18 protein-coding genes and 2 pseudogenes are annotated in these 24,102 nt (G+C 69.8%); 13 read left to right on the top strand and 7 right to left on the bottom strand.

Annotation, left to right across the window (positions count from 1 at the left end; genetic code table 11):
* Nucleotides 1–145: 145 nt before the first annotated feature.
* The 4 genes and pseudogenes from B1L07_09400 to B1L07_09385 all read left to right on the top strand — a co-directional run bounded on the left by B1L07_09400 (nt 146) and on the right by B1L07_09385 (nt 4,331).
* On the top strand, nt 146–388 hold the full coding sequence (locus B1L07_09400) for an AbrB family transcriptional regulator (GenBank protein AUZ55267.1): 243 nt from the start codon (nt 146–148) through the stop codon (nt 386–388).
* Nucleotides 385–785: pseudogene (locus tag B1L07_09395) on the top strand (VapC toxin family PIN domain ribonuclease). Before B1L07_09400 ends, B1L07_09395 begins: the two are co-directional and overlap by 4 nt.
* 41 nt (nt 786–826) lie before the next feature.
* Nucleotides 827–3,418, top strand: a complete 2,592-nt coding sequence (locus tag B1L07_09390; protein AUZ55266.1) for a bifunctional aconitate hydratase 2/2-methylisocitrate dehydratase — start codon at nt 827–829, stop codon at nt 3,416–3,418.
* Between the two features lie 145 nt (nt 3,419–3,563).
* Nucleotides 3,564–4,331, top strand: coding sequence for a short-chain dehydrogenase (locus tag B1L07_09385; protein AUZ55265.1), 768 nt, complete (start codon nt 3,564–3,566; stop codon nt 4,329–4,331).
* Between the two features lie 33 nt (nt 4,332–4,364).
* Here B1L07_09385 and B1L07_09380 read toward each other — a convergent pair whose 3' ends face one another.
* Together B1L07_09380 and B1L07_09375 are read right to left on the bottom strand one after the other, a co-directional pair.
* Nucleotides 4,365–4,928 carry a two-component system response regulator gene (locus tag B1L07_09380; GenBank protein ID AUZ55264.1) on the bottom strand — a complete coding sequence of 188 codons (564 nt, stop codon included), beginning with the start codon at nt 4,926–4,928 and terminating at the stop codon, nt 4,365–4,367.
* Entirely contained in the window at nt 4,925–6,160 is a 1,236-nt protein-coding gene (locus B1L07_09375; GenBank protein AUZ55263.1) for a sensor histidine kinase, read from the bottom strand. The genes B1L07_09380 and B1L07_09375 overlap by 4 nt, the downstream gene beginning before the upstream one ends.
* A 79-nt stretch (nt 6,161–6,239) precedes the next feature.
* Here B1L07_09375 and B1L07_09370 point away from each other — a divergent pair, with 79 nt between their 5' ends.
* From B1L07_09370 to sirA, 3 genes are all read left to right on the top strand, one after another.
* Nucleotides 6,240–7,505, top strand: a complete 1,266-nt coding sequence (locus tag B1L07_09370; protein ID AUZ55262.1) for a 4-hydroxy-3-methylbut-2-en-1-yl diphosphate synthase — start codon at nt 6,240–6,242, stop codon at nt 7,503–7,505.
* Nucleotides 7,486–8,184 (top strand): hypothetical protein, encoded by a 699-nt coding sequence (locus tag B1L07_09365; protein AUZ55261.1) that lies wholly within the window; start codon nt 7,486–7,488, stop codon nt 8,182–8,184. Before B1L07_09370 ends, B1L07_09365 begins: the two co-directional genes overlap by 20 nt.
* Nucleotides 8,185–8,451: 267 nt before the next feature.
* A complete protein-coding gene (gene sirA, locus B1L07_09360) occupies nt 8,452–9,099 on the top strand; it encodes a two-component system response regulator UvrY (GenBank protein ID AUZ55260.1) in 648 nt (215 codons plus the stop codon).
* 75 nt (nt 9,100–9,174) lie between these two features.
* Here the strand turns inward: sirA and B1L07_09355 are convergent, their stop codons facing one another.
* On the bottom strand, nt 9,175–12,318 hold the full coding sequence (locus B1L07_09355; protein ID AUZ55259.1) for a ribonuclease E/G: 3,144 nt from the start codon (nt 12,316–12,318) through the stop codon (nt 9,175–9,177).
* A gap of 409 nt (nt 12,319–12,727) precedes the next feature.
* Between B1L07_09355 and B1L07_09350 the strand changes: the two genes are divergently transcribed.
* Entirely contained in the window at nt 12,728–13,717 is a 990-nt protein-coding gene (locus tag B1L07_09350; GenBank protein ID AUZ55258.1) for a 23S rRNA pseudouridine(955/2504/2580) synthase, read from the top strand.
* Between the two features lie 101 nt (nt 13,718–13,818).
* Here B1L07_09350 and B1L07_09345 read toward each other — a convergent pair whose 3' ends face one another.
* Entirely contained in the window at nt 13,819–14,232 is a 414-nt protein-coding gene (locus B1L07_09345) for an energy transducer TonB (GenBank protein AUZ55257.1), read from the bottom strand.
* A 1-nt stretch (nt 14,233) separates the two neighbouring features.
* Nucleotides 14,234–14,578, bottom strand: a complete 345-nt coding sequence (locus B1L07_09340) for a 4a-hydroxytetrahydrobiopterin dehydratase (protein AUZ55256.1) — start codon at nt 14,576–14,578, stop codon at nt 14,234–14,236.
* An 88-nt stretch (nt 14,579–14,666) separates the two neighbouring features.
* Between B1L07_09340 and B1L07_09335 the strand changes: the two genes are divergently transcribed.
* The 3 genes and pseudogenes from B1L07_09335 to B1L07_09325 all read left to right on the top strand — a co-directional run bounded on the left by B1L07_09335 (nt 14,667) and on the right by B1L07_09325 (nt 18,115).
* Nucleotides 14,667–15,266: a Fe-S biogenesis protein NfuA gene (locus tag B1L07_09335; GenBank protein ID AUZ55255.1), complete on the top strand. Its 600-nt coding sequence runs from the start codon at nt 14,667–14,669 to the stop codon at nt 15,264–15,266.
* Nucleotides 15,267–15,278: 12 nt separating this feature from the next.
* Nucleotides 15,279–17,036: a hypothetical protein gene (locus B1L07_09330; protein AUZ55254.1), complete on the top strand. Its 1,758-nt coding sequence runs from the start codon at nt 15,279–15,281 to the stop codon at nt 17,034–17,036.
* 135 nt (nt 17,037–17,171) lie between these two features.
* Nucleotides 17,172–18,115, top strand: a pseudogene (locus B1L07_09325) (IS481 family transposase).
* A gap of 288 nt (nt 18,116–18,403) precedes the next feature.
* On the opposite strand, the gene B1L07_09320 reads toward B1L07_09325, so the two are convergent.
* Together B1L07_09320 and B1L07_09315 are read right to left on the bottom strand one after the other, a co-directional pair.
* Nucleotides 18,404–18,865 carry a cytochrome C biogenesis protein CcsA gene (locus B1L07_09320; protein ID AUZ55253.1) on the bottom strand — a complete coding sequence of 154 codons (462 nt, stop codon included), beginning with the start codon at nt 18,863–18,865 and terminating at the stop codon, nt 18,404–18,406.
* Between the two features lie 9 nt (nt 18,866–18,874).
* The gene (locus B1L07_09315; GenBank protein AUZ55252.1) at nt 18,875–19,267 is read right to left on the bottom strand and encodes a cytochrome C; all 393 of its coding nucleotides are present in this window, start codon (nt 19,265–19,267) and stop codon (nt 18,875–18,877) included.
* Nucleotides 19,268–19,472: 205 nt separating this feature from the next.
* On the opposite strand from B1L07_09315, the gene B1L07_09310 reads away from it, so the two are divergent.
* Together B1L07_09310 and B1L07_09305 are read left to right on the top strand one after the other, a co-directional pair.
* Nucleotides 19,473–20,612, top strand: coding sequence for an efflux transporter periplasmic adaptor subunit (locus tag B1L07_09310; protein AUZ55251.1), 1,140 nt, complete (start codon nt 19,473–19,475; stop codon nt 20,610–20,612).
* Nucleotides 20,609–24,100: an acriflavin resistance protein gene (locus B1L07_09305; protein AUZ55250.1), complete on the top strand. Its 3,492-nt coding sequence runs from the start codon at nt 20,609–20,611 to the stop codon at nt 24,098–24,100. Before B1L07_09310 ends, B1L07_09305 begins: the two co-directional genes overlap by 4 nt.
* Nucleotides 24,101–24,102 lie beyond the last annotated feature (2 nt).

The following is a 24,102-nucleotide window of genomic DNA, read 5'->3' as shown; positions in this document are numbered from 1 at the left end:
ATACGCACCGGTTTGTTGCAGCCATGTCACGGGAAGGGCGCAGACCCTTGCGGCACAAGCCTTGCGGCGCTGCCAAGGGTGCCCCGTGCGCTTGGGTATGCGGGTCAAGGTATGTATAATTCGTGCATACTTTGGAGGGCGCCCGATGGAAGCCACCGTTGCTGAACGCGGACAGATCACCCTGCCCAAGGCCGTGCGCGACGCGCTGGGCCTGACCAAGGGCACGCTGTTGAAGGTCGAGCTGGAAGGCAGCCGCATCATCCTGCGCAAGAGCGTGGACGATGCCATTTCCCGTGCCCGTGGCAAGTTCGCGCTGGACGGCTTCCCGTCCGCCGAGCAGGCCGTGCGTACCGTGCGCGACGAGGCCGGCGAGGCCGGCGGCGCATGATCGCGGTCGATTCCCCGGTGCTGATCGAACTGCTCAGCGACGGCCCCGCGCCGACGCGGTGGAGGCCTGCCTGCGGCAGGCGCTGGTCGGTGGCCGGGTGGTGGTCTGCGGCACGACCCTGGCCGAGATCTGCGCCTCGCTGCGTGGCGGCGCGCAGGTACAGGAGGCGCTGGAGGAAATGGGCATCCATTTCAGCCCGCTGGAGGCCAAGTCGGCGCTGCGCGCCGGCGAGATGCACCGCCGCCACCGCCAGCGCAATGCCGGCGACAGCCGCCGCATCGACGATTTCATGGTCGGCGCCCACGCCCTGCTGCAGTGCGACGGCCTGATCACCTGGAACGACACGTTTTACCGCGACTACTTCAAGGGCCTGAAGCTGATCGTGCCGCAAGCCTGAGCCCATACCCCATTCCTCATCCGTACCACCCGGGAGTTGTCATGTTGGAAGCCTACCGCCACCACGTAGCCGAGCGCGCCGCGCTCGGCATCCCGCCGCTGCCGCTGAGCGCACAGCAGACGGCCGACGTCATCGAGCTGTTGAAGAACCCGCCGGCGGGCGAGGCCGAGTTCCTGCTCGACCTGATCACCCACCGCGTGCCGGCCGGCGTGGACGATGCCGCCAAGGTCAAGGCGTCGTACCTGGCGGCGGTCGCCTTCGGTACCGAGAAGAACGCCCTGATCAGCCGCGAGCGCGCCACCGAACTGCTGGGCACCATGCTCGGCGGCTACAACGTCGCGCCGCTGATCCAGCTGCTGGACGACGCCCAGGTCGGCGCCATCGCCGCCGACGCGCTGAAGAACACCCTGCTGGTGTTCGACGCGTTCCATGACGTGCAGGAAAAGGCCAAGGCCGGCAACGCCAACGCGCAGGCCGTGCTGCAGAGCTGGGCCGACGCCGAGTGGTTCACCAGCAAGCCGGAAGTGCCGCAGAGCCTGACCATCACCGTGTTCAAGGTGCCGGGCGAGACCAACACCGACGACCTGTCGCCGGCGCCGGACGCCACCACCCGCCCGGACATCCCGATGCACGCCCTGGCGATGCTGAAGAACAAGCGCGACGACGCGCCGTTCACCCCGGAAGAAGACGGCAAGCGCGGCCCGATCCAGCAGATCCTGTCGCTGAAGGAAAAGGGCCACCTGGTCGCCTACGTCGGCGACGTGGTCGGCACCGGCTCCTCGCGCAAGTCGGCCACCAACAGCGTGCTGTGGTGGACCGGCGACGACATCCCGTACATCCCCAACAAGCGCGCCGGCGGCGTGTGCCTGGGCGGCAAGATCGCACCGATCTTCTACAACACCATGGAAGACGCCGGCGCGCTGCCGATCGAGCTTGACGTGTCGAAGATGGAGCACGGCGACGTCGTCGAGCTGCGTCCGTACGAAGGCAAGGCGCTGAAGAACGGTGAGGTGATCGCCGAGTTCGAGGTGAAGTCCGAAGTGCTGTTCGACGAAGTGCGCGCCGGCGGCCGCATTCCGCTGATCATCGGCCGCGGCCTGACCGCCAAGGCGCGCGAGGCGCTGGGCCTGCCGGCCACCACCCTGTTCCGCCTGCCGGTGCAGCCGGCCGACACCGGCAAGGGCTACTCGCTGGCGCAGAAGATGGTCGGCCGCGCCTGTGGCCTGCCGGAAGGCAAGGGCATGCGCCCGGGCACCTACTGCGAACCGAAGATGACCTCGGTGGGTTCGCAGGACACCACCGGCCCGATGACCCGCGACGAGCTCAAGGACCTGGCCTGCCTGGGCTTCTCGGCCGACCTGGTGATGCAGTCGTTCTGCCATACCGCCGCCTATCCGAAGCCGGTGGACGTGAAGACCCACCACACCCTGCCGGAGTTCATCTCCACCCGCGGCGGCGTGTCGCTGCGCCCGGGCGACGGCGTGATCCACAGCTGGCTCAACCGCATGCTGCTGCCCGACACCGTCGGCACCGGCGGCGACTCGCACACCCGTTTCCCGGTGGGCATCTCGTTCCCGGCCGGTTCGGGCCTGGTCGCCTTCGCCGCGGCCACCGGGGTCATGCCGCTGGACATGCCGGAGTCGGTGCTGGTGCGCTTCAAGGGCCAGATGCAGCCGGGCGTGACCCTGCGTGACCTGGTCAACGCGATCCCGCTGTATGCCATCAAGCAGGGCCTGCTGACCGTGGCCAAGGCCGGCAAGAAGAACATCTTCTCCGGCCGCATCCTGGAGATCGAAGGCCTGCCGGAGCTGAAGGTGGAGCAGGCGTTCGAGCTGTCCGACGCCTCGGCCGAACGCTCGGCCGCCGGCTGCACCGTGCGCCTGAACAAGGAGCCGATCATCGAGTACCTCAACAGCAACATCACGCTGCTGAAGTGGATGATCGCCGAAGGCTACCAAGACGCCCGCTCGCTGGCGCGCCGGATCGAGAAGATGGAAGCGTGGCTGGCCGACCCGCAGCTGCTGGAGCCGGATGCCGACGCCGAGTACGCCGCGGTCATCGAGATCGACCTGGCCGACATCCACGAGCCGATCGTGGCGTGCCCGAACGACCCGGACGACGTCAAGACCCTGTCCGAAGTGGCCGGCGCCAGGATCGACGAGGTGTTCATCGGTTCGTGCATGACCAACATCGGCCACTTCCGTGCCGCCGCCAAGCTGCTGGAAGGCAAGCGCGACATCCCGACCCGCCTGTGGGTGGCCCCGCCGACCAAGATGGATGCCTCCGAGCTGACCAAGGAAGGCGTGTACGGCACCTTCGGCAGCGCCGGCGCGCGCATGGAAATGCCGGGCTGCTCGCTGTGCATGGGCAACCAGGCGCAGATCCGCGAAGGCTCCACCGCGATGTCGACCTCGACCCGCAACTTCCCCAACCGCCTGGGCCGCAACACCAATGTGTACCTGGGCTCGGCGGAACTGGCGGCGATCTGCTCGCGCCTGGGCCGGATCCCGACCAAGGAGGAGTACATGGCCGACATCGGCGTGATCAACGCCAATGGCGCGGAGATCTACCGCTACATGAACTTCGACCAGATCGCGGACTACAAGGACGTGGCCGACACCGTCGCGGCGTAAGCCACGGCGGCACGCACTACCCGAAAAGCCCGGCACACGCCGGGCTTTTCGTTTCCATGCGCTGCGCCAATGCCATGTCCGATAGCGGCGAGCGCCGCGCGCCGCCGGCCTTCATCCTGCGCGCTCCATCCATCGGGAGCCGCATATGAAGGCATTGCACGACAAGACCATACTGATCACCGGCGCCAGTTCCGGCATCGGCCGCGCCGCCGCGCTGCTGTTCGCCGCCGAAGGCGCGCGGGTGGTGCTGGGCGCGCGCCGCGGCGCCGAACTGCAGGCGCTGGCCGCGCAGATCCAGGCCGGCGGCGGCGCCGCCACCTGGCTGGCCGGCGACGTGTGCGAGGAAGCCTACGCACAGGCGCTGGTGCGCCATGCCGAGGACACCTTCGGCCCGCTGCATGCGGCCTTCAACAACGCCGGCGTGCTGGGGCCGCTGCAGCCCACGCCCGAGGTCGCGCTGGGCGACTGGCAGCATGCGCTGGCGGTCAACCTGACCGCGGCCTTCCTTGGCGCCAAGTACCAGATTCCGTCGCTGCTGCGCACCGGCAGCGGCGCCAGCCTGGTGTTCACCTCGACCTTCGTTGGCCACACCGCCGGCTTTCCGTGTACGGCCGCGTATGCGGCCAGCAAGGCCGGTGTCATCGGCCTGGTGCAGTCGCTGGCGGCCGAGCTCGGGCCGTCCGGGGTGCGCGTCAATGCGCTGTTGCCCGGCGGCACCGACACGCCGATGGCCCGCGAGATGAACCCCGACGAGGCGGCGCTGGGCGCGGTGGCGCGCCTGCATGCGCTGCGCCGCCTGGCGCAGCCCGGGGAGATCGCGGCCGCGGCGCTGTTCCTGGTGTCGCCGGCATCCTCGTTCGTCACCGGCACCGCGATGCGGGTCGATGGCGGGGTGTCCATCCAGCGCGGGTAAGACACCCCGCTTCCGGAGCGGCGGTGCGCGGCGTCAACGGTGCGGATCGCGCTCCGGGCTCGGCCGCTTGAGCAGCTTGCGCTGCAGCGAGCGGCGGTGCATGCCGAGCAGGCGCGCGGCGGCCGAGACGTTGCCGCCGGTTTCGTGCAGCGCCTGCTGGATGTGTTCCCACTGCAGGCGGCTGATCGGGGTCATCGCATCGGGCGGCTCGACGTCCTCGTGTTCCTCGCCGCCCTCGTCGGCCTCGCCCAGCGCGCGCAGGATCATCGGCACCGTCGCCGGCTTGGGCAGGTAATCGTCGGCGCCCAGCTTGATCGCCTCCACCGCGGTGGCGATCGACGCGTAGCCGGTGACCAGCAGGATGCGCATGTCCGCGCGCAGCGCGCGCAGCGGCTGGATCAGCGCCAGGCCGGATTCGCCGCCAAGCTTGAGGTCGATCAGCGCGAATGCCGGCGGCGCGCGCGTGGCCTGCTCCAGCGCACCTGCGATGTCATGGGCGGTGACGGTCTCGATCTCGCGCCGGGCGAGGCTGCGTTGCAGGGTGCGCAGGTACAGCGGATCGTCGTCGACCAGCAGGCCGTGGGCAGAAGGGCTCATGGATTGGCTTCCATATTGACAAGGGGCAGCCGGAAACCGACGCGGGTACCGCGGCCTTCGGCCGGGCGCATCCACAGTTCCCCGTGCAGCCGTTCGATGGTGGCATGGGACAGCGCCAGGCCCACGCCCATGCCGCCGGTCTTGCCGCTGTTGAACAGGGTGCCCGGCAGCGCCGCGTGGGCGGCGTCGTTGGCCTTGAAGCCGGGGCCGTAGTCGCGGACTTCGCCGTACAGGTGGTCGCCGTCGATGCGGATGTCCAGGTCGACCTGGCCCTGCCCGGTCTGTTCGCCGGCGTCGGCGGCGTTGTTCAGCAGTACCTGCAGCAGGTGGCCGACCCCCGGGTCCAGCGCCAGCTGCAGCGGCGCGTCGGCGTTGCGCCGCAGGTGCACGGTCGGGCGCACCAGGCGCCATTGCTCGAGCACGTCGCCGATCGACACGCGGGCGCGGCGGCGCGCGCCTTCTGCCGGCGCCGCCAGCGCCAGCACCCGCTCGCGGCATTGCACCAGCAGCCCGCGCAGGGTGTCCATGTCTTCCTGCATCAGCGGGTCGCCGGCGTACTGTTCGGCGATGTCGTCGGCCAGCAGGGTCATGGTCGCCAGCGGGGTGTTCAGTTCATGCGCCACCGATGCCGCATGGGTGGCCAGGGCGACGATGCCCTCGTTGCGCACGAAGCGTTCGCGCAGCAGCGCCAGCTGGTTCTCGCGCTCGCGCAGCGCCGCGGCCAGCCGCGTCGAGAACACCAGCACGACCACGCTGGAGAGCAGGAAATTGGCCGCCGCGCCCCACAACTGCAGGCTCATCGAATCAAAGTAACCGCCGTGCAGCGGCAGCCCGAAGATCGCGCTCACCGCATACCCGGCAACGCACGCCGCGGCCACCGCATGGGTCCAGCGCAACGGCAGGGCCAGTGCGGCCAGCGCGATCAGGACCAGGAACAGCGAGCCGAACGGATTGGTGATGCCCCCGCTCCAGCCGACCATCCAGGTCAGCACGGTCACGTCCACCAGGATGTGGCCGAAGGCGGTGACCGGGGCAGGGTCGCTGTCGTGTACCCGCAACTGCACGTAGAGGTTGAACAGCGCCAGCACGCACACGCCGCTCCACAGCGGCAGCTGCGGCAGGTCGAGTCCCAGCAGCCCGGTGGCGACCAGGATCGCGCTGGCCTGGCCGGCGGTGGCCAGCCAGCGCAGGCTGCACAGGGTGCGAAGGAACGAGGCGTCGGCGGAATCCATGCGCGCATCGTAATGGGTCCAGGTGGGCGGTGCTCATGGTTCATGCGGTGGCGCGGGGCGGCGCGCTAAACTGCGCGCCATGCACGACGCCGTCACCCGCCCGACACCTCCCGCCGACGCCACCGCCTGGCCCCGCCGCATCACCCATGCCGTCGATATCGGTGGGGTGAAGGTCGGCGGCGGGCATCCGGTGGTCGTCCAGTCGATGACCAATACCGACACCGCCGATGTCGCCGCCAGCGTCCGCCAGGTGGCCGAACTGTGGCGCGCCGGTTCGGAAATGGTGCGGCTGACCGTCAACAACGCCGAGTCCGCCGCGGCCATTCCGCGGATCGTCGACAAGCTGCGGATGATGGGCGTGGAGGTGCCGCTGATCGGCGACTTCCACTACAACGGCCACCAGCTGCTGGCGCAGGAGCCGGCCTGCGCCGAGGCGCTGGCCAAGTACCGCATCAACCCGGGCAACGTCGGCTTCGGCAAGAAGAAGGACACCCAGTTCGCGCAGCTGATCGAGTTCGCCATCCGCTACGACAAGCCGGTGCGCATCGGCGCCAACTGGGGCTCGCTGGACCAGACCCTGGCGGCCAGGCTGATGGACGAGAACAGCCAGCGCGCGCAGCCCTGGGACGCCGGCCGGGTGCTGCGCGAGGCGCTGATCCGCTCGGCGCTGGATTCGGCGCAGACCGCGGTCGAACTGGGCCTGCCGCGCGAGCGCATCGTGCTGTCGGCCAAGGTCAGCGGCGTGCAGGAACTGATCGCGGTCTATCGTGACCTGGCCAACCGCTCCGATTTCGCCCTGCACCTGGGCCTGACCGAGGCCGGCATCGGCAGCAAGGGGATCGTCGCTTCGTCGGCGGCGCTGGCGGTGCTGCTGCAGGAAGGCATCGGCGACACCATCCGCATCTCGCTCACGCCCGAGCCGGGGCAGCCACGCACCCAGGAGGTCATCGTCGCCCAGGAACTGCTGCAGACCACCGGGCAGCGGGCGTTCACGCCGATGGTCACGGCCTGCCCGGGCTGCGGGCGCACCACCTCCGAGTTCTTCCAGGAGCTGGCCAAGGTGGTGCAGAACCATGTCCGCGAGAAGATGCCGGTGTGGCGCGTGAGCCACCCGGGCGCGGAAAACATGACCCTGGCGGTGATGGGCTGCATCGTCAATGGCCCGGGCGAATCGCGGCACGCCAACATCGGCATCTCGCTGCCGGGCACCGGTGAAGCGCCGGCCGCGCCGGTATTCGTCGATGGCGAGAAGAAGGTGACGCTGCGGGGCGAGAACATCGCGCAGGAGTTCGTGGCGCTGATCGACGAGTACGTCGAGAGCCGCTATGCGCGCCACGCCGGCTGAATCACGCCGCGAAGCCGCCGGCGTGCGCGACTGGCTCGCGCACAACGCCTGGCGCGTGGTCGTGCTGTTCCTCTGCCTGCTGCTGCCGCTGGCCGGGTTCGTGGCGCTGGCCGAGGAGATCCACGAGGCCGAGGCGCTGTACCTCGACCATGCGCTGCTGTGGCGCATGCACGGGCTGGCGTCGCCCGCGCTGGATGCGTTCTTCCTGCTGATGTCGCGGCTGGGCTACCAGTGGGGCGTGATTCCGCTCGACCTGCTGGTGGTGGCGGTGCTCGCATTCCGGCGGCGCTGGCGCGACACGCTGTTCGCCGCCACCGCGTTCGCGGGCTCGGCGCTGTTGAACATCGGCAGCAAGCAGCTGTTCCAGCGCGAGCGGCCGAGCCTGTGGGAATCGATCGCGCCGGAAAGTACCTTCAGTTTTCCCAGCGGGCACGCGATGGGGTCGATGACGCTGGCCGCCACCGCGCTGTTCCTGGCCTGGAATACGCGCTGGCGCTGGCCGGTGGCGGTTGCCGGCCTGGTCTTCGTGCCGTGCGTCGGGCTGTCGCGGGTCCACTTGGGCGTGCATTACCCCTCCGATATCCTGGGCGGCTGGTGCGCCGCGCTGGCATGGGTGACCGGCGTGCACGTATTGTTGTTCCGCCGCCGCTGGTCACCACCGGTTGCGGTGAATCCCTAACTGGCTGAGAGGGATGCACTGATGGCCGCGCGCCGCTGCGGCATGCAGCATGTCATGGTCGCTCACCCGGGGCTTGTCATGATCGGGTCATGCGTGGACAGGGGAGTCGTCCACGTGCGTCGTCCCCTGGGGGCGGGACCGGCCACTTGATTGATAATGAGGGCAGCTTGCGTGACGGCGCGTGGTGGAAAATCCGCGCCCTGGCTCCAGACCACGGAGCCGCAGCCAGCTGCGACTGTCACTGGGTGTCGGGGGAGGAAGCGGGTAGTGACGATAACGGTATTCCTGATTGACGACCACGCGCTGGTGCGCACCGGTCTGCAGATGATCCTTGCCGGTGAAACCGGCATCGAGGTGGTGGGTGCCGCGGACAGTGGCGAGGTGGCACTGCCGCAGATCCGCCGGCTGAAGCCCGACGTGGTGCTCTGCGACCTGAACCTGCCGGGGTTGAGCGGGCTGGAGATCACCGAGCGCATCGTCAAGGGCGACCATGGCACCCGCGTCATCATCGTGTCGGTGTTGGAAGACGGGCCGATGCCCAAGCGGCTGCTGGAGGCCGGGGCGTCGGGGTATGTCGGCAAGGGCGGCGACGCCCGCGAGCTGGTGCGCGCGATCCACGATGTGGCGCAGGGGCGGCGCTACCTGGCCAACAACATCGCCCAGAACCTGGCGTTGTCCAACATCGACGGCGACGTTTCGCCCTTCGACGAGCTTTCGCCACGGGAACTGGAAGTAGCACTGCTGCTGGTCCAGGGGCATCGCCAGGAAGAGATCGCGCGTCGCCTCAGCCTGAGTGCCAAGACGGTCAATACCCACAAGTCGCGCCTGTTCCAGAAGACCGGGGTGCAGGACAACATCGCGCTGGCGCGGCTGGCGGCCCAATATGGCGTGGGCGATCCGTCGAAGGTGATCTGACCCGCCTGGCAGTGAGGTCGGCGCATGAAAAAAGCGGCCCGGGGGCCGCTTTTTTCATTGCATGACGCGCTGCCTTCAGGCGTCGCGACGCGCCTCGTGCGCATGCGCCGTGGCGGCGTCGGCCCCGACCTCGGCTGCTGCTTCGGCTTCGGCTTCAGCGGCAGCAACCACCACCGCCTCGGACGCCACCACCGCAACCTGCGGCATCGGTTCGGTGGAGGCGTGCCGTGCCTCGGTTGCCGGCGCCGCTGCCGTGGCCTCGGCGAACAGCTGGCCGTTCTCCGGCAATGCCGGCGCCGGAGCGGCGTCGGCAACCGGCAGCGGCTCGGCGTCGGCCGCAGCTGCAACCGCAACCGGCTCCGCGGGCGCGACCACGGCGGTGACCGGCGCGGCGGGCGTGGCGTCCACCAGTGGTTCCGGACCGGCCGCCTGCGGCGCGGCCACAACGGCCGGCTGCACGCTTTCCGCGGCCGGGGCCACGGCGGGCGTGGGTTCCGGTGCCGGCGTCACCACGGCCTGTGCCGCGGCCTCGGGCTGCGCGGCGACCATCGTCTGCGGACCGGTGGCAGTGCCCTCCAAGTCCGGTGCGGCCGGCGTTGCCGCCGGCGCGGCCTGCTGCGCCACCGGTGCTTCGGTGCGTGCGGGACGCGGTGCGCGTGCGGGCGCACGGACGATTGCCGGCTCGTCCTCGAAATCGAACTCCGGCTGCGCCGCGGTCGGCGCGGTGGCAGTCGCGCCGAGCTCGTTGCCGGCGTCCTCGGCCTCGTCGGCGAGGTCGTCATCGTTGCCCAGCACGTCGGCCTCGGCGTTGCCGGTGCCTTCGGCATTGCCGCGACGGCGGCGGCGACCGCCACGACGGCCGCGGCGGCGACGGCTGGCGCCATCCCCATTGCCGTCATCGTTGGCCACGGTGGCGGACTCGTCGGTCACGCCGACCTGCGCGGTGGCCGCGGCCACCGCTGCGGTGTCGTCCGCGAGCGGCAGCTGCACCTTGGCAGGGGCCTCGGTGGCGTTGGTGTCCACGCTGGCGACCACGGCGGCGGCGGCCATGGCCGGGGCGTCAGCCACGACCGGGCGCGGCGCGTCGGCCTGCGGCTGCCGTGCCGGCTTTTCGCTGGCCGGCTGCACCGCCTTGTCCACTTCCTGCTGCGGCTTCGGCTGCTTGGGCGGCTTCGGCGGCTTGGGCTGCTGCTGCTCGTTGTTGCGCGGCTGCTTGCCCTGCTGCGCCTGCTGTTCGCCGCGCTGCTTGGGCGGCTGCTGGCCGGCGCTCTGCGGCTGCGGGTTGCCCGCGCCCTGGCGGCGTTCGTCGCGACGCTCCTCGCGGCGCTGCTCCTCGCGGCGGTTGCCGTTGCCATTGCCGCCGGCACGCGCCTGCTGGCCGTTGTTGCCGCCGTTGTTATTGCGGCCATCGCGGCGCTGGGTGTTGCGGTCATTGCGGTTGCCGCGGCCGCCGTCCTGGCGCGGCTGCGGCTGGGCCGGTGCCGCGGCGGGGGCGGTCTCGCCGCCAAAGACCCGCTTGAGCCAGCCCATCACGCCGCCGCCGGCCGGTGCCGCGGGGGCGGGCGCGGCGACCGGGGCCGGCGCCGGCGCCGGTTCCGGGATCTCGCGCACCGGGGCCGGCTGGCTGTGCTTGACGTGGGTCACCGCCGGTGCCGGCGGGATGTTCAGCTGCGCCTTGGTCAGGGCGTGCACCGGCAGCTTGCGCGGGGTGCCGCGCTGGTAGCTCGGCCTGCCCGATTCCTCGCCCAGCTCGTTCTCGCGCAGGCGGGTGACTTCATAGTGCGGGGTGTGCAGCTGCTCGTCGGCGACGATGATGATCGGCGCGTCATGGCGGCGCTCGATCTCGCGCAGCGCACTGCGCTTCTCGTTGAGCAGGAAGTTGGCGATCTCGACCGGGGCCTGGACCAGCACCTGCCCGGTGTTCTCCTTCATCGCGTGCTCTTCGGCGACGCGGATGATCGACAGCGACAGCGACTCGACGCTGCGCATGCGGCCCTGGCCGTCACAGCGCGGGCACACGATCTGGCTGGACTCGCCCAGGCTCGGGCGCAGCCGCTGGCGGCTCATTTCCATCAGCCCGAAGCGCGAGATGCGGCCCAGCTGCACGCGCGCGCGGTCGTACTTCAGCGCGTTCTGCAGGCGGTTCTCGACCTCGCGCTGGTGCTTGTTGGAGGACATGTCGATGAAATCGATGACCACCAGGCCGCCCAGGTCGCGCAGGCGCAGCTGGCGGGCCACTTCCTCGGCGGCCTCCAGGTTGGTCTGGAACGCGGTGTCCTCGATGTCGCTGCCCTTGGTGGCGCGGGCCGAGTTGACGTCGATGGCGGTCAGCGCCTCGGTCTGGTCGACCACGATCGAGCCGCCGGACGGCAGGCGCACGTTGCGCTCGTAGATCGCCTCGATCTGCGATTCGATCTGGAAGCGGTTGAACAGCGGGATGTCGTCCTTGTAGTGCTTGAGCTTGCGCAGGGTCTGCGGCATCACCTGCTGCATGAACTCGCGCGCGGTCTCGTACAGTTCCTCGGTGTCCACCAGGATCTCGCCGATGTCGGCGCGCAGGTAGTCACGCAGGGCGCGCACGATCAGGCGCGACTCCTGGTAGATCAGGAACGGCGCCGGCTTGGCCAGCGCGGCTTCGGCGATCGAGCGCCAGACCTGGAGCAGGTAGTCCAGGTCCCACTGCAGCTCCTCGGCATCGCGGCCGACGCCGGCGGTGCGGATGATCACGCCCATGTCGTCGGGGATGTTCAGCTTGTCCAGCGCGTCCTTGAGCGCGGCGCGGTCCTCGCCCTCGATGCGGCGCGAGACGCCGCCGGCCGACGGCGAGTTCGGCATCAGCACCATGTAGCGGCCGGCCAGCGAGATGAACGTGGTCAGCGCGGCGCCCTTGTTGCCGCGCTCCTCCTTGTCCACCTGGACCACCACTTCCTGGCCCTCGCGCAGCAGCTCGCGGATGCCGGCCTTGTTGTGGTCGACACCGGCCTGGAAGTAATCGCGGGAGATTTCCTTCAGCGGCAGGAAGCCGTGCTTGTCACCGCCGTATTCGACGAAAGCCGCTTCGAGGGAAGGTTCGAGCCGGGTGATGCGGCCCTTGTAGATGTTGGACTTCTTCTGTTCCTTGGACGGCTGTTCGATGTCGATGTCGTACAGGGTCTGGCCGTCCACGATGGCCACGCGCAGCTCTTCGGCCTGCGTGGCATTGATCAGCATTCGCTTCATTGTGCGTTCCTCGCGCGCTGCTACCGCGCGGAACGCCATGGCGTTTCGCCTCTGGACACGGGTCGCCGCCCCTCGCGCAGGCGCGGGTAGGGCGGCTTGGGTTTCCAGCGCTACGACACCACGGCAGGCCGCGGGAGCGCTTGTGTTCTTGGTTTCAGGTGTTTCGGGGCCGGCGGCCGCTCCGGCCGTGGCCGGGGCGTCGCACGGGACATGTTGTTTCGTCCAGCACGGATGCTTTTGGCATCCGGCGATGGCCGGGAGCGCCGACGAGCCGCTAACATGGCCGCCCCGGGGGCGGTGGCCGCGCACTGTGCCGGATCCGTCGGAAGCCGGGCTTCTGGCCCTGGTCAACTTCCAACGAAATCAAACCCTTATATCGCTCCCCGAGTGTAGCAGAATAAACAGGCAGATGACTGACTCCGAAGACCGCCGCGCACCCTCCGCGGGCAAATCCAGCGTGCGCATGATCAAGGTTCCGGAAGACCGGGCCGGGCAGCGCCTGGACAACTTCCTGCTGGGCCAGCTCAAGGGGGCGCCGCGCAGCCTGGTCTACAAGCTGGTGCGCAGCGGCCAGGTACGGGTCAATGGCGGCCGGGCCAAGGCCGAGCGCAAGCTGGAGGCCGGCGAGGAGGTACGGGTGCCGCCGGTCAATCTCGCCGAGGTTGGAGACAAGGCGCCGCCGCCGGCCGGCTTCCTGCAGCGCATGGAGCAGGCCATCGTGTTCGAGGATGCGCGGCTGCTGGTGATCAACAAGCCGTCCGGCGTGGCCAGCCATGGCGGCAGCGGCATCAGCCATGGCGCGATCGAGACCATGCGCGCGCTGCGCCCGAACCAGGGGCTGGAGCTGGTCCACCGGCTGGATCGCGACACCTCGGGGCTGCTGGTCATGGCCAAGAAGCGCTCGGCGCTGTCCGAGCTGCAGGCGCTGCTGCGCGAAGACCATGACGGTGCCGGCCCGGGGGGCATCCGCAAGCGCTACCTGACCCTGCTGGTCGGGCGCATGCCCGACGGGGTGATGAGCGTGGACGCGCCGCTGCACGTGGGCCTGCGCCAGGGCGGGGAGCGCCATGTGCAGGTGAATGCGGCGGGCAAGCCGTCGCTGAGCCACTTCAGGGTGCTGGAGCGGCGCGGTGGCCATTCGTACTGCGAAGTGAAGATCGACACCGGGCGCACCCACCAGATCCGCGTGCACGCCCAGCACATCGGCCATCCGGTCGCAGGTGACGACAAGTACGGCGATCCAGCGGTCAACAAGCGGCTGCGCGAGCAGATCGGCCTCAAGCGGCTGTTCCTCCATGCAGCCTCGCTGGAGTTCGCCCTCGATGCCGGCAAGACACCCTATGTGCTCAATGCGCCGCTGGCGCCGGAGCTGGTGGAGGCGCTGGACCGGTTGCGCTGACCGCGCGCGGTTCCCGCGGGTGGATGGCGCCCGGTCCGATGCCCGCGCCGACGCGCGGGCGGCGGCCGGCAGGGGGCCGCCCCCGGGGATGCGAGCGGGGCTCAGCCGCCGCGCCGCATCCGTTCCTCGATCGCGAAGCAGCTGTCCGGCTTCGGCTGCGGCGGGTTGAAGCTCACCGGCACCTGGATGGTGGTCGGCACCGCCTGGCCATTGCGGGTGGCGGCCTTGAACTTCCATTCGCGCACGCGCTGGATCGCCGCATCGTCGAGCTGGCTGTTGCCGCTGCTGGTGAGCAGCGCGACTTCGGTCGGGGTGCCCTGCGGCCCGACCACGACCTTGAGCACGCTCTGGCCGCCGACCCCGCTGCAGGCCAGTTCGACCGGGTAGTCCGGTGGCGGTGTCTGCACCGCGGCCACTTCGGTGGGGGCGACCACCGGCGCGGCCGGTCCGGAAGGGCCGCAGGCACTGAGCAGGAGGGCGGTGACGAGGGAACCCGGCAGGAGATGCGCTTTCATGTCATTGCTCCACAAGTGCGGATGCCTTGGCGGCACAGATGAAATCGTTCTCGCTCAGGCCGCCCACGTCGTGGGTGGAGAAGCGGACGATCGCGCGGTCGTAGTGCACCCCCAGGTCGGGATGGTGGTCCTCGCGGTGCGCGACCCAGGCCAGGGCATTCACGAACGCCATGGTGCCGTGGTAGTTGTCGAAGCTGAACGTGCGCACCAGGGCGTGGCCGTCCTCGGCCAGTTCCCAGCCCGGGACCTGCGGCAGCAGTTCGGCCAGCCGCGCCGCGCCGAGCCGGTGCTCGCTGCCCCTGCGTGGAATGCAGTGCGCCTGCGCGAGTGGAATCAGATCGGCCATGGGAATCTCCATCGAAGGGGCTGAACGGTGCCGCGCGTGGAATCACTGTCCCATCAGCAGCCACCAAGACACGGCTAGAATACCCCGCATGATCCAGATTTCAGATACTGCCCAGCGCCATTTCCGCAAGCTGATCGAACGCGAGGCCGTGCCCGGCATGGGCGTGCGCCTGAGTGCGGTCGAACCGGGGACGCCGCGCGCCGATGCGCGCCTGGAGTTCGCCGAGCCGGCCGATCTGCTGGGTGACGAGTGGGCGGTGGACTGCGATGGCTTCACGCTCTACGTGGCGGCCACCAGCGTGGCCTGGCTGGATGGCGCCGAGATCGACTACGTCACCCAGGCGGCCGGCACCCAGCAGCTGACCATCAAGGCGCCCAGGATCAAGGGCGAAGCGCCCGGCGAGGCGGCGTCGATGGTCGAGCGCGTGCACTGGGTCATCGAGAACGAGGTCAACCCGCAGCTGGCCTCGCACGGCGGGCGCGTGGCGGTGCAGGAAGTGTCCGCCGATGGCGTGGTGCTGCTGCGTTTCGGTGGTGGCTGCCATGGCTGCGGCATGGCCGACGTGACCCTGAAGCAGGGCATCGAGAAGACCCTGATGGCCCGTGTCCCCGGCGTTACCGCGGTGCGCGACGCGACCGACCACGCCAGTGGCCAGGCGCCCTACATTCCGCGCGGCAGCGTGGGCTGAGCGACCCGCCACGTGCCGGTGACGACGGTTGCCGACCTGATCGACCTGCTGGCTGCCCGCCGCAAGGGCAGCCTCCTGCATGACCGCCGCACCGGCTTCCCCTACAGCTGGAGTGCCTGGCTGCGAGGGGGCGGCCAGGCAAAAGGGCTGGCCTTCGCTGGCGCCGATGCCGCTGCCGCAGCGCCGCCTTGGCGTGGCCCGCGTTCCCGCGGAAGCGGCCGTCCGGTTTCGTTCCAGCGTGCCTTGCTGCAGTTGTTGCGCTGGGCCGGGGATGACCCGCCGGCAGATGACCAGCGCCGCATCCGCTGGTTTTCCGCGCTGTGCAGCGTGGCCCTGCATCTGCTGTTCGCGGTACTGCTGGTGTGGGTGGCGCTGGTGCGCAGCACCGTGCCCGAGCCGGGTGCGGACGAGGGGGAACGGGTCCGGGTCGAGTACCTGGGCCGGGGCACCCCGGAACAAGAAGGTGGCGGTGCACCGCGGGATGCGGGCGCGTCGGCGGATCACGCGCAGGCAGCGGCGGCCGGCGCGCTGGCCGACGCTTCGTCGCCACAGGCACCGCCGCAGTCGCAGCCGCCACCGGCGGTGCAGGACGGCAGTGTCGATCCCGCACCGGCGGACACCCCGCAGCCGGCACCCGACGCGGTGGCGCAGCAGCCGCTGCAGGTCACCGAGGTGGCGCGGCCCACCACCGATTTCGTTCTGCCCGCGCCCACGCTGGCCGAGCCGGCGCTGCGCGTGCAGGTGCCGCAGGTGCGCGAGCGTACCGTCGAGAGCGTGGTGGAGCGGCCGGCGAACGTGCGCGCGCTGCCGCTGCCCGATGTCGCCATGCGCACCCCGGCGATGCCGCAGGTGCAGGTGCGCGAGCGCCCGGTAGAGACCGCGCCGGTGCAGCCGGTGGCGATGGCGCAGGTGCGTCCACGCGAACCCCAGGTGCGCGTGGAGAGTGTCGCGCCGGCCGTACGCGAGCGGCAGATCGAGACCGCGCCGCGGCAGCCGGTGGCGCTGTCCACGGTGCCGGTACGCGAAAGCGGCGTGCAGGTGAAGGCGGCGGACCTGGTGGTGCGCGAGCGGCAGGTGCCGGGCGTGGCCGATGCCGCTCCGGCGCCGGCGGCCGGCGCCGGTGTGGCGACCGCGACCACCAGTGGCGCCACGGCGCAGGGATCACGGCCATCGCCGGCTGCGGCTGCGGACGGGCGCGCGGCCAACAACGCGCCGCAGGCGGGCGCCAGTGCCGGCGCCGGTCCACAGCCGCGGGATCGCAGCGGCGGTTGGGCGGCACCGGTCCGCTCGGACGACTGGGGAGCCTCGCAGCGGCAGGCGGCGGGCGAGGGACGGGCTGCCTCCGACGCCGGGCGTGGCCTGTACAACCGTGATGGCAGCGTGCGCCTGGCGGGCGATGCCGGGAAGGATGCGGCGTCGCCCGATCGCGGCGCGCCGGGTGGCGAATCCGACAACTGGAGCAGGGAGCAGCTCGATCGTGCCGGCACCTGGCTCAAGCGTCCGCCCTACGAGCATGCGCCGACTTCGTTCGACAAGTACTGGGTACCCAACGAATCGTTGCTGGCCGAGTGGGTGCGCAAGGGCATCAAGAGCATTGAAATCCCCATCCCCGGTACCGGTACCCGCATCTCCTGCGTGGTGTCGGTCCTGCAGTTCGGCGGCGGCTGTGGCCTGCGCAACCCGAACATGCAGGAGCAGCCGGCCACGGCGCGGCCGCCGCCGGACATTCCGTTCAAGCAGGAACTGCAGGACGACAACGGCAGCCGTTGAGCGGGCGAAGCTGTGGTTGCCGTCGCCCTGCCGCCCGCCGCCGGGGCGCTAGCTGTGATCTCTCAGTAGGTTGTTCATCCGGGGCATCGCTGGAAGATGGGGGTTACGAAGCCAACCAGCCCCCAGGAGCCCCGGATGAACCTGCATAAACATGCCCGTTTGAGCCCACGCGGTCGAGCCCTGCTTGTGGACCGCATCCTGGTACAGGGCCTGCGCATCGAAGAGGCCGCCCACGCGGCCGGCGTGAGCGTACGCACGGCCTATAAGTGGCTCAAGCGCTACCGGGAGGAGGGTCCGGGTGGTTTGACGGACCGCAGCTCCCGACCGCATTCCAGTCCCCACGCCCTATCCCCGGTGATCGTGGCGCAGGTGCTGGAGCAGCGCCGCTCACGCCAGACCTATCGCCAGATCGCCCAGCGCCTGTCCGTGGCGCCAAGCACCATCGCCCGGGTGCTGCGCCGCGCCGGCCTGCATCGGCTGGCCGAACTGGAACCGGCGCTGCCGCACAACCGCTACGAATACGCCCTACCGGGCCAACTGCTGCATCTGGATATCAAGAAGCTGGGGCGGATCGGCTCCCCGGCCACCGTGTCACCGGCGACCGGTCGCGCCGGCACCGGGGCATCGGCTGGGAATACGTCCACCTGGCCATCGACGATCACTCGCGCGTGGCCTTCGCCTCCATCGAGCCGGACGAGCGCGGGACCAGTGCCTGCAAGGCCCTGATCCGTACGGTGCGCTACTACCGCAGCCTGGGCGTGTGCTTCGAGCGGGTGTTGACCGACAATGGCACCTGCTACAGGTCGCGCCGCTTCCAGCGCCTGGTCCGTCGGCTCGGCCTGCGCCACCTGCGCACGCGTCCCTATACGCCCCGCACCAACGGCAAGGCCGAACGTCTGGTGCAGACCAGCCTGCGCGAATGGGCCTATGCCCGCGCCTATGACAACTCCGGGCAGCGCGCCGATGCCCTCCATGGCTGGTTGCACCACTACAACTGGCACCGCCCTCACGCCAGTCTTGGCTACAAACCACCCATCTCCCGCATACCACTGAACAACCTGCTGGGTTTACACAGCTAGCGGCTCCTGTGGTGCCGCATGGTGCGCGCCAAGGCGGGGAACAGCGGCATGCCGCAGACGCGCGACGCGAGGGTTCCAGATGCCGCCCCGGGGACCGATCCGGGCGGGATCGATGATGAGCCGCTCCGGTTACGCGCGGATACCGGGGAATCCGGCCGTGGCTGCCGGCCGCGCAACCCGCGCGGCGACCCGGCGTTTTCCAGACAAGGGCTGTCGCGCGGCGCTCACGCCCGGCCCGGCCAGGTCCGGCGCGCGGGGCCGGCACGCGCAGGTGCCGGCGCGGTGCCGTTACTTGAGGCCGTGCAGGTCCCGCAGCTGGCTGGGGCGCGAGCCGAAGTAGGCCGCCAGGTCGGCGATGTCCTGGTCGCTCAGGCCGGCCGCCTGCGGCGACATCAGCATGTGCTCGCGATCGCCGCTGCGATACGCCTGCAGGGCATGGGCGAGGTAGTCGCCATACTGGCCACCGAGCCGTGGATAGCCCGGATCGATCGGCGCGTTGCCGTCGGCACCATGGCAGTCGATGCAGCTCTGGCCGGTGGCCTTGCCCTTGCTGTTGGCCAGCTGCTCGCCGGCGGCGATGCGCCCCTGCGGCAGGCCGGCCGACGAACTGGAGCCATGTTCACCGCTGGCATGGCCGGGGTCGGCGGCGGATTTGGCGCTGGACTCCACTTCCGACTGGGTGCAGGCGGCCACCGTGCAGGCAGCGAACAGGGCGATGGCGAGACGCGAAGCGTGCTTGGCTTTCGACATGAGCGGTGCTTACTTGAGAGTGGACAGGTAGGCGGCGAGATCAGCGATTTCCTGCGTGCTGAAGCTCATCGATTGCGCCTGCATGGTCGGATGCTTGCGCTTGCCTTCGCGGTATTCGGTCAACGCCTGGCCCAGGTACTGCGCCGACTGCCCGCCGATCTTCGGCACGCGGTAACTCGGATAGGCGTTCTTGTAGCCGGTGATGCCATGGCACCCCTGGCAGGTGTAGGCCAGGGTGCGCCCGGCCTCGGCATTGCCGGTGGCCGGCGCCGCCGCGGGAGCGGGCGTGGCGGCGGGTGCGGGGGCGGAAGGTTCAGACTGCTGCGGGTCGGCTTGTGCGGCCGCCCCGAAGGGCAGGGCCAGAGCCAGGGCGAGACATACGGCAAACGGCTGCGGGCGCATGGTTTCCTTGTCCGGTATGCGGGTCTGTTCGTTCCGCCGTGGGGACACGGAACCGCCCGAGTATAGCCCGCGTATTCACCGGTTCGGAACCATTCATGAATGCTGCGACGCGGCATGCGGGCATGACCTTTGGGGCATGGTGTCGTCGTGGGGTGGTGCAATACTTTGCTACAACACCAGCCACTGCATCTCCAGGGAACCCACGATGTCGCCAATCCTTACCCCGTACGGCCGCACCGGACGCTGCGCCGCCGCTCTCCTCGTCACTTCGGTGTTGTTGCTCGGGGGCTGCAAGGCCGGTGGCGAGGATGCCAAGGACAAGCCCAAGGAAGAGCAGAAGGCAAGCGACGCGGTCCCGGTCGAAGTGGCCAAGGCGGCACGCCGCGCCATCGCCGCCAGTTACACCGGTACCGCCTCGCTTGAGCCGCGCGCCGAGTCGCAGGTGGTCGCCAAGACCTCGGGCGTGGCGCTGGCGGTGATGGTCGAGGAAGGCCAGCAGGTCAGCGCCGGGCAGCCGCTGGTACGGCTGGACCCGGACCGCGCGCGGCTGGCCGTGGCGCAGAGCGAAGCGCAGATGCGCAAGCTTGAGAACAGCTACCAGCGCGCACAGAAGCTGGTCCAGCAGCAGCTGGTCAGCGCCGCCGACGTGGACCAGCTGCGCTTCGACCTGGAGAACGCGCGCGCGCAATACCGGATGACGGCGCTGGAGCTGTCCTACACCACGGTGGTGGCGCCGATCTCCGGGGTGATCGCCTCGCGCGACATCAAGCCGGGCAATTTCGTGCAGATCAATTCGCCGATCATCCGCATCGTCGACGCCGGCAAGCTGGAGGCCACGCTCAACGTGCCCGAGCGCGAGATCGCCAAGCTCAAGCCAGGGCAGGCGGTGACGCTGGTCGCCGACGCATTGCCGGGGCGCACGTTCGACGGTGTCGTGGACCGCGTGTCGCCGGTGGTGGACACCGGCACCGGTACGTTCCGCGTGGTGGCCTCGTTCTCGGGCGAGGGCGATCTGCAGGCGGGCATGTTCAGCCGCCTGAGCATCAACTACGACCAGCGCGCCGACGCGCTGGTGGTGCCGCGTACCGCGCTGCTCGAGGACGGTGGCGAGCCCGCCGTGTACGTGGTGCGCGACGGCAAGGCGACCCGTACCCGGCTCAAGCTCGGCTATGACGATGCCGGCTGGATCGAGGTGCGCGAAGGCCTGCAGCCGGGCGAAGAAGTGGTGATCGCCGGCAAGGCGGCGCTGCGCGAGGGCAGCGCGGTGCAGGTGATCGGCAAGGAGAAGGCGGTCGCCGCCGCGGCGCCCGCCAAGGCACCGGCCGCACAGGCGGCCAAGCAATGAGTGCGCGCGATCCGTCGGTTCCCGGCGGTGGCGGCTTCGACCTGATCGAGTTCGCCACGCGCCGTCGCGTCACCATCGCGATGATGACGCTGACCCTGGTGCTGTTCGGCCTGATCTCGCTGTCGAGCCTGAAGGTCGAACTGCTGCCCGACCTGAGCTACCCCACGCTCACCGTGCGCACCGACTATGAAGGCGCGGCGCCGGCCGAGGTGGAGACGCTGATCTCGCAGCCGGCCGAGGAAGCGCTGGGCATCGTCAAGGGCCTGCGCAAGCTCAAGTCGATCTCGCGCACCGGGCAGAGCGACGTGGTCCTGGAGTTCGCCTGGGGCACGGACATGCAGCAGGCCGGGCTGGACGTGCGCGACAAGATGGAGACGCTGCAGCTGCCGCTGGAGGCCAAGCCGCCGCTGCTGCTGCGCTTCAATCCGTCGACCCAGCCGATCATGCGCCTGGCGCTGTCCTCCAAGCAGGAGGGCGGCAGCGAGGCCGATGCGGTGCGCCGGCTGATGGAACTGCGCCGCTATGCCGACGACGACCTCAAGCGCAAGCTCGAGCCGGTCAGCGGCGTGGCCGCGGTCAAGGTCGGCGGTGGTCTGGAAGACGAGATCCAGGTGGATATCGACCAGCGCAAGCTGGCGCAGCTGGGGCTGTCGCTGGACAGCGTGATCCAGCGCCTGCAGCAGGAGAACGTGAACCTGTCCGGCGGCCGCCTGGAAGAGGGCTCGCAGCGTTACCTGGTGCGTACCGTCAACCAGTTCGCCACGGTCGAGCAGATGCGCGAGATGCTGCTCAACACCGCCGCCGGCTCGGGTGCCTCCTCGGCCGGCGAGAACCGCCAGCTGATGACCGCGATCCTCGGCAGCCGCGATCCGAACGTGATCGCCGCGCTGCGCAGCGATGGCAGTGGCGGCGGCACCTCGCCGGTACGCCTGAAGGACGTGGCCGACGTGCGCCAGGGCTACAAGGAGCGCGAGGCGGTGATCCGCGCCGGCGGCCACGAAGCGGTCGAACTGGCGATCTACAAGGAAGGCGACGCCAACACCGTCTCCACCGCCGATGCGCTGGAGAAGAAGCTCGAGGCGATCCGCAAGCAGATGCCCAAGGACATCGAGATGACCACGGTGGAGGACCAGTCGGTCTTCATCCGCCACGCGATCAAGGACGTCAAGATCGACGCGGTGATCGGCGGCCTGCTGTCGGTGCTGATCATCTTCCTGTTCCTGCGCGATGGCTGGAGCACGTTCGTCATTTCGCTGTCGCTGCCGATCTCGATCATCGCCACGTTCTTCTTCATGGGCCAGCTCGGGCTGAGCCTGAACGTGATGTCGCTCGGCGGCCTGGCGCTGGCCACCGGCCTGGTGGTGGATGACTCGATCGTGGTGCTCGAATCCATCGCCAAGGCGCGCGAACGCGGCATGGGCATCCTCGAGGCCGCGATCAAGGGCACCCGCGAGGTATTCATGGCGGTGGTCGCCTCGACCCTGACCACCATCGCGGTGTTCCTGCCGCTGGTGTTCGTCGAAGGCATCGCCGGGCAGCTGTTCCGCGACCAGGCGCTGACCGTGTCGATCGCCATCGCGGTGTCGCTGGTGGTGTCGATGACCCTGATCCCGATGCTGAGCGCGCTCAAGGGCCGGCCGCCGCTGGAGTTCCCGGCCGAGGATCCGCGCCAGCCGTGGCGCCCGGAGCGCCGCTGGCAGAAGCCGGCCGCGTTCGCCGGTCGCGGCATCGGCGCCATGTTCCGCTACGGCTTCTATGCCGCGGCGTGGCTGGTGGTGCGCATCTTCCGCGGCATCGCCGCGGTGGTCGGGCCGGTCATGCGCAAGGCCAGCGACATCGCCATGGCGCCGTACGGCCGTGCCGAACGCACCTACCTGCGGCTGTTGCCCGCCGCGCTGGCACGGCCGTGGCCGGTGCTCGGCGGCGCGGCGCTGGCGTTCGCGCTGACCCTGGCGGCATTGCCGATGCTGGGCGTGGACCTGATCCCGCAGCTGGCGCAGGACCGCTTCGAGATGACCGCCAAGCTGCCGCCCGGCACGCCGCTGGCGCAGACCGATGCACTGGTGCGCGAAGTGCAGCGCAAGCATGCCGGCGAGGACGGCATACGCCTGCTGTACGGCGTGTCCGGCACCGGCACGCGGCTGGACGCCAGCCCGACCGAGAGCGGCGAGAACATCGGCAAGCTGTCGGTGGTGATGAGCGACACCTCGCGCGAACCGGAGCTGACCGAGAAGCTGCGCCAGACCATGAAGGCATGGCCGGCGGCGCAGGTGGATTTCGCGCGCCCGGAACTGTTCGCACTGTCGCCGCCGCTGGAGATCGAGATCGAGGGCAACACGCTCGACGCGATCCGGGTGGCCGGCAACCGCCTGGCCGGCATGCTGCGGCAGAACCCGCACTACGCCGACGTCAAGTCGACGGTCGAGCAGGGCTTCCCGGAAATCCAGGTGGTGTTCGACCAGGACCGCGCCGCGGCGCTGGGCCTGACCACGCGCCAGATCGCCGATGCGGTGGTCAACAAGGTGCGCGGCAACGTCGCCACCCGCTACAGCTTCCGCGACCGCAAGATCGACGTGCTGGTGCGCGTGCAGGAGTCCGAGCGTTCCTCGGTCGAGGACATCCGCCGCCTGATCGTGCACCCGACCGGCGGCAAGCCGGTGGAACTGTCGTCCGTGGCCGAGGTGGTGGCAACCACCGGCCCCAGCGAGATCCACCGCGCCGACCTGCGCCGGGTGGCGATCGTCTCGGCCAACCTGCGCGGCATCGACCTGGGCACGGCGATCACCGAAGTGCAGAAGATGGTGGCCAACAACCCGCTCGGCACCGATGTCGGCATGCACATCGGCGGGCAGGGCCAGGAGCTGGGCGAATCGATCCGTTCGCTGCTATTCGCCTTCGCCCTGGCGGTGTTCCTGGTGTACCTGGTGATGGCGTCGCAGTTCGAATCGCTGCTGCACCCGTTCGTGATCCTGTTCACCATCCCGCTGGCGCTGGTCGGCGCGGTCGCGGCGCTGCTGCTGTCGCGCTCGCCGGTGTCGGTGGTGGTGTTCATCGGCCTGATCCTGCTGGTCGGGCTGGTGGTGAAGAACGCCATCATCCTGATCGACAAGGTCAACCAGCTGCGCGAGGAAGGCGTGCCCAAGCGCCAGGCGCTGGTGGAGGGCGCGCGCTCGCGACTGCGCCCGATCATGATGACCACGCTGTGCGCGGTGTTCGGCTTCCTGCCGCTGGCGCTGGCCTTCGGCGAAGGTGCGGAAGTGCGCTCGCCGATGGCGATCACCGTGATCGGCGGCCTGCTGGTCTCGACCCTGTTGACGCTGCTGGTGATCCCGGTGGTGTACGACCTGCTGGACCGCAAGGCCGACGCGTTCTATGCCGAGCGTGGCCGCCGCGCGCGGCAGCAGGCGCAGCAGGTCGAGCAGGTGCTGGCGCACGAGCATGACGCGCTGGGCGATGGCGCCACCGGCGGCGACGGGCTGAAGGGCTGACA

This window comes from Stenotrophomonas acidaminiphila, from assembly GCA_002951995.1.
GTDB lineage: Bacteria > Pseudomonadota > Gammaproteobacteria > Xanthomonadales > Xanthomonadaceae > Stenotrophomonas > Stenotrophomonas acidaminiphila_A.
The sequence above is the reverse complement of the archived record's forward strand: the minus strand, read 5'-3'. Positions and strand labels throughout refer to the sequence as shown.

Bases quoted from the DNA above. Each gene is read 5' to 3' on its own strand.
- B1L07_09305 (AUZ55250.1), top strand. From the start codon at position 20,609: ATGAGTGCGCGCGATCCGTCGGTTCCCGGCGGTGGCGGCTTCGACCTG.
- B1L07_09355 (AUZ55259.1), bottom strand. From the start codon at position 12,318: ATGAAGCGAATGCTGATCAATGCCACGCAGGCCGAAGAGCTGCGCGTG.
- B1L07_09340 (AUZ55256.1), bottom strand. From the start codon at position 14,578: ATGGCCGATCTGATTCCACTCGCGCAGGCGCACTGCATTCCACGCAGG.
- B1L07_09380 (AUZ55264.1), bottom strand. From the start codon at position 4,928: ATGAGCCCTTCTGCCCACGGCCTGCTGGTCGACGACGATCCGCTGTAC.
- B1L07_09320 (AUZ55253.1), bottom strand. From the start codon at position 18,865: ATGTCGAAAGCCAAGCACGCTTCGCGTCTCGCCATCGCCCTGTTCGCT.
- B1L07_09365 (AUZ55261.1), top strand. From the start codon at position 7,486: ATGCGCGCCACGCCGGCTGAATCACGCCGCGAAGCCGCCGGCGTGCGC.
- B1L07_09335 (AUZ55255.1), top strand. From the start codon at position 14,667: ATGATCCAGATTTCAGATACTGCCCAGCGCCATTTCCGCAAGCTGATC.
- B1L07_09370 (AUZ55262.1), top strand. From the start codon at position 6,240: ATGCACGACGCCGTCACCCGCCCGACACCTCCCGCCGACGCCACCGCC.
- B1L07_09375 (AUZ55263.1), bottom strand. From the start codon at position 6,160: ATGGATTCCGCCGACGCCTCGTTCCTTCGCACCCTGTGCAGCCTGCGC.
- B1L07_09310 (AUZ55251.1), top strand. From the start codon at position 19,473: ATGTCGCCAATCCTTACCCCGTACGGCCGCACCGGACGCTGCGCCGCC.
- B1L07_09390 (AUZ55266.1), top strand. From the start codon at position 827: ATGTTGGAAGCCTACCGCCACCACGTAGCCGAGCGCGCCGCGCTCGGC.
- B1L07_09315 (AUZ55252.1), bottom strand. From the start codon at position 19,267: ATGCGCCCGCAGCCGTTTGCCGTATGTCTCGCCCTGGCTCTGGCCCTG.
- B1L07_09385 (AUZ55265.1), top strand. From the start codon at position 3,564: ATGAAGGCATTGCACGACAAGACCATACTGATCACCGGCGCCAGTTCC.
- B1L07_09400 (AUZ55267.1), top strand. From the start codon at position 146: ATGGAAGCCACCGTTGCTGAACGCGGACAGATCACCCTGCCCAAGGCC.
- B1L07_09350 (AUZ55258.1), top strand. From the start codon at position 12,728: ATGACTGACTCCGAAGACCGCCGCGCACCCTCCGCGGGCAAATCCAGC.
- B1L07_09345 (AUZ55257.1), bottom strand. From the start codon at position 14,232: ATGAAAGCGCATCTCCTGCCGGGTTCCCTCGTCACCGCCCTCCTGCTC.